Raw genomic sequence first — 3,959 nt, 5'->3', positions numbered from 1 at the left:
TGACAAGGTGAAGCTCAAACTACGCACAGACAGGTATCTCTACACCCTAGTAACCAATGCTGCTGATGCTGAAGCAATTCTTGAACAGGTCCGTTGTAGAGTCGTTGAAGCTCGACCTGGTGCAGAAGAAATCTAATTTTCCCACTCAAATGGTGTCGGCAATAGAGGATACAACTGCGGTGGATAACCTTTCAAAGCAGTTGTAGAACCATTCTTGTATGATTTTTGATCTGTTCTCTTGGTAATTGGTATTGTGGTTACATTGATGAATTTCTACGATTTCGCTTTTCACCTCTGTAACTATGACGGGAGAATTAAATGGATAATCAAATACCATATTCTTTGTTCAGCAAAGAGATAATGTATCACCACGACCTAAAGACTATACCAATAAGGTTCCATTTGGGATAGGAATAGAGGGGTTTTTAGCCCCCTTTTCCTTTATCATTAGACCTCGACGACATCGTTCATGAGCGGAACATGAGCTGTCTTATCACGTATCTCAAGCTGTTCGGCAAGAACTTCAGCAGATTCAGGTTCTCCATGTACGATGTAGAACTCGGGATCGCCAGGAATGCTTTCTAGCATGTTCATCAGGCCATAAGAGTCAGAGTGGCTTGAGAGATGGTGATACTTCAATTCCGCTTTCACCTTGTACACCTTGTCGCCAAGTGTAACCTCCTTATTCTCAAGAAGCTCGGCACCAGGTGTGCCTGGAATCTGGAATGAGACGAGAATGATAGCATTCTTCGGATCGTCATGCAACTTACGGAAGTAGGTCATACTGGATCCACCCTTTAACATGCCGGCTGGTGAGATAATGACCCCATTTTCATTAGATGCGCGGCGTCTATCATTATTGCTTCGGATTACTCTGGTTCGCTGTAGTGCCCGCTTGAACAGCTGTGGAGAACCAAGATATTCGGAGTGTCTACTGAATATCTCATTCACCTTGCGGGCCATGCCATCAATGTATATCGGATATTTGTTGGGCAATCCATACTCTTCGAGAATGCACATGATCTCCTGACTTCTTCCAACAGCAAAAGCAGGAATAAGCACTGTGCCTCCTCGTTCAAGCGTTTTGATGACACTGTCAATAAGTGCCTCTTCGATTTCTTCTCGCCGAGGGTTGACTCTCGTTGCATAGGTGCTTTCGGTCACTACGTAATCATGCTCGGGTAGATTTTCCCGTGCACCCATTGTAAGACGAGATGCAGTGAGATTGAAGTCTCCTGTGAACAGGATTCTCTTCCCATTGTATCCAATAGAGACCATCGAACTGCCAGGAATATGACCCGCGTTGAACATTGTCATTTCAAAATGGTGTCCAATCGGCAAGGTATATTCATAACCAAGTGGGTGACATTGTTTTTTCACCCGAGCTATATCCTTTCTTGCGAATGGCAGCCGCCCACGGCTTATATTGTACATATCATGAATCAAGAGAGCCGTGAGATCGCGAGTTGGTTTTGTGCAGAATAACGAAATATCTTCGGACTGTCTAAGAATGTTTGGTACGCCACCTGAGTGATCAAGATGAGCATGTGTAATCGCTACGCCCTGCAGACCGTTTATAGGTACAAGGTCTGGAAATTTGGGCGGGTTGGCGAACTTAACGCCATAATCAACTAACAGGCTCTCGTCTTCGTCGTCAAGCAAAAATCCTGAGCGACCAATTTCCTTACAAGAGCCTAAAAACTTCAAATGTGCCATTTTATCGTAACTTCCAGTTTGAAAACCGGTTTGGTTTGGTGAAAAGGTTATCGATTGCACGTCAAGGAGAATTGGTTTCATTATGTAAACATAGAATGAAGGAATAAACCAATAATCGAAATCAATATTAGACATGTGGGTAGATTAGGAAGCTACGAATCCAGTGACTACAACGGGAGCGACCTCGGGTGAAGGAGGATCAAAAAAGCAACAAAAAGCAGGAAAAGGAGTCAAAAGACTCTCAAGGATTCAATGGGGAGCCAGTAGTACTTGTAGGCAACAAGAACGTTATGAGCTATGTGCTCGCTTGTGTTACGCTATTCAATAAGGGAGCAGATTATGTCTCCATCAAAGCACGTGGCAGACTAATCAGTAGAGCAGTTGATGTGGCCGAAATAACTAGAAACAGATTTGTTGATGGTTTGTGTGTCCGTAAAATCGACATAGGTACAACGACTGTGAAAACAGACAAGGGCTCTGACTTGAATGTCAGTACGATAGATATCGTTATTGCGAAAAAAGACTGACAAAACACAGCTTTCATATTGCCCTCGCTCGTGGGTTGCATACTAGTAACACGTCCCATTGGCGATGAAACACATGGAGTTATGCGTCTGTATCTTCGACTTAGAATCAGGTATGCTCTGTCCAAGCTGCCAAAGCAAGCTGGACAGAGGAGAGATTACGCAGTTTGACGTGGATTTCTCCTCTTGGCTTCTTGATAGAGCTGAGAAGTACTCAGGGATAGATGATCTTCATCTTGTAAGAGCGATTCAAGTGAAAGACTACGTTATATTGGTAGTTGAACGAGGGCAATCAGAACTGATTCTCTCCAATGAAAGCCTAGTGGAAGATATAGAAGCAGAATTCGGTGATCTGATGGTCATTGAAGGACCCACCAAGATGAGAACCCTCATCAAGAAGCTGATTGATCCCGTCGTTGAAGTGGGTATAAACAGCCTATACTTGCCAGATGGTACAAGAGAAAGCATAGTAATGCTCAAAGAGGAGGATCGAGCGCGCCTGCGATATTCGCCCGATACCCTTGGAGAGATAATATCAGCAGTAACAGGTCAACATGTAATCTTTGACTTCCAAACCGAGGAGAAAGAGGAAGAGGAGGAAGATGAGACCGATACCTTTGCTGAAAAGATGAAAGAATTCAGCAGTAGAAGAAGGTTCTAGGCTCTGTTTATCGGATGGTTCTTCATTAATTCCCTCATAATCATGGTTGCATAACTGCCCCGCCTTAGTTTGAAGCTTACCTGGATATCATTTCCTACAGATTCGATTTCTAAATCAACGGGCTTGATAGATATGGGATGAAGTCCGCCTGGAGAACTCAATGAATCCATGTGTCGGTTATAGAAATCCCGCAACGCTATGCTTTCCTCATCCAGAAGCTCCAACAAGAGCTCTGTCTGGCAACAAGGGGGGAGTTTTGTAGAATAGCCAGGTAATGGAGCAGCAACTAGATATTTGCCTCTTTCAACGAGGTTACGTTTTTCTTCAATACTCCGTTCTGTTACAAATAACCAGGTGTCTCTGCCCGAGTGAGGTTCATCTCTGAGAACCAGGAAGTCTCCAGCAACTGGCTCGTCAATAGGAAGACCTTTCTCAGCTCTTCGGCTCACAAGTAAATTGAACAAGTAGGACTGGTAGGAATGAACAAAGATGGTCTGGATTCGAGGTGGTATTTTTGTGAAAGCTTCACGGTAATTTTCCGGGTGGTTTTGTAGATATTCCATGACACGCTTCTCATAATGGAGGGAATCTGGAAATGCATCTATTATTTCGTCAGTAGGGGTCAGATCATCTGCTAGAGATTCTCTTGCTTCCAACAGCTCATCGGATTCATACTCACTAGGTGTCACAAGGAGTTCTTCCAATGCTCCTTTGAAATCGCGATTAACAAGGAATTTCCCTATAATATGAGAATTCGGGCGTGTTACTCCGAAACGCTGCACACCGAAGTAGTTCAGAATTGGTTTATTTCGTAGCTGTTGCACATATTCAAGTACTTGCTCATATTCAACTTCGGGATTGCGAAGAAGCAAAGTAAATCGGTTTCCCCACAAATCCCCAATTTGAATCTGATGAGGACAGTACTCAAAATCGCGAAGTTCAATATTATGAAGCTCGATTTCAGATAAATCCTCTGCAGAAGAAGCAGGTATCGACATAGCTTGTGCAGTTATTGCACGTTTATCCTTCAGGCCAGCATAGGAGACCATCTGCCACGG

Annotated in this window: 5 protein-coding genes; 3 read left to right on the top strand and 2 right to left on the bottom strand. The window is 43.8% G+C overall.

The window, feature by feature from the left end:
* A partial coding sequence (locus GF309_05325) for a hypothetical protein (protein ID MBD3158192.1) occupies nt 1-136 on the top strand: 136 nt, incomplete at its 5' end.
* Between the two features lie 311 nt (nt 137-447).
* Here the strand turns inward: GF309_05325 and GF309_05320 are convergent.
* On the bottom strand, nt 448-1,851 hold the full coding sequence (locus GF309_05320) for an MBL fold metallo-hydrolase (GenBank protein ID MBD3158191.1): 1,404 nt from the start codon (nt 1,849-1,851) through the stop codon (nt 448-450).
* A gap of 155 nt (nt 1,852-2,006) precedes the next feature.
* Here GF309_05320 and albA point away from each other — a divergent pair, with 155 nt between their 5' ends.
* Nucleotides 2,007-2,243, top strand: coding sequence for a DNA-binding protein Alba (gene albA, locus GF309_05315; GenBank protein ID MBD3158190.1), 237 nt, complete (start codon nt 2,007-2,009; stop codon nt 2,241-2,243).
* A 73-nt stretch (nt 2,244-2,316) separates the two neighbouring features.
* Nucleotides 2,317-2,901: a hypothetical protein gene (locus GF309_05310; GenBank protein ID MBD3158189.1), complete on the top strand. Its 585-nt coding sequence runs from the start codon at nt 2,317-2,319 to the stop codon at nt 2,899-2,901.
* Here the strand turns inward: GF309_05310 and truD are convergent.
* The coding region (gene truD / locus GF309_05305; GenBank protein ID MBD3158188.1) for a tRNA pseudouridine(13) synthase TruD at nt 2,898-3,959 on the bottom strand (1,062 nt) is incomplete at its 5' end. The genes GF309_05310 and truD overlap by 4 nt on opposite strands.

This window comes from Candidatus Lokiarchaeota archaeon (assembly GCA_014730275.1).
Taxonomy (GTDB): Archaea; Asgardarchaeota; Thorarchaeia; order Thorarchaeales; family Thorarchaeaceae; genus WJIL01.
Note: the sequence above shows the minus strand (reverse complement) of the source record. Positions and strands in the feature narration are given on the sequence as shown.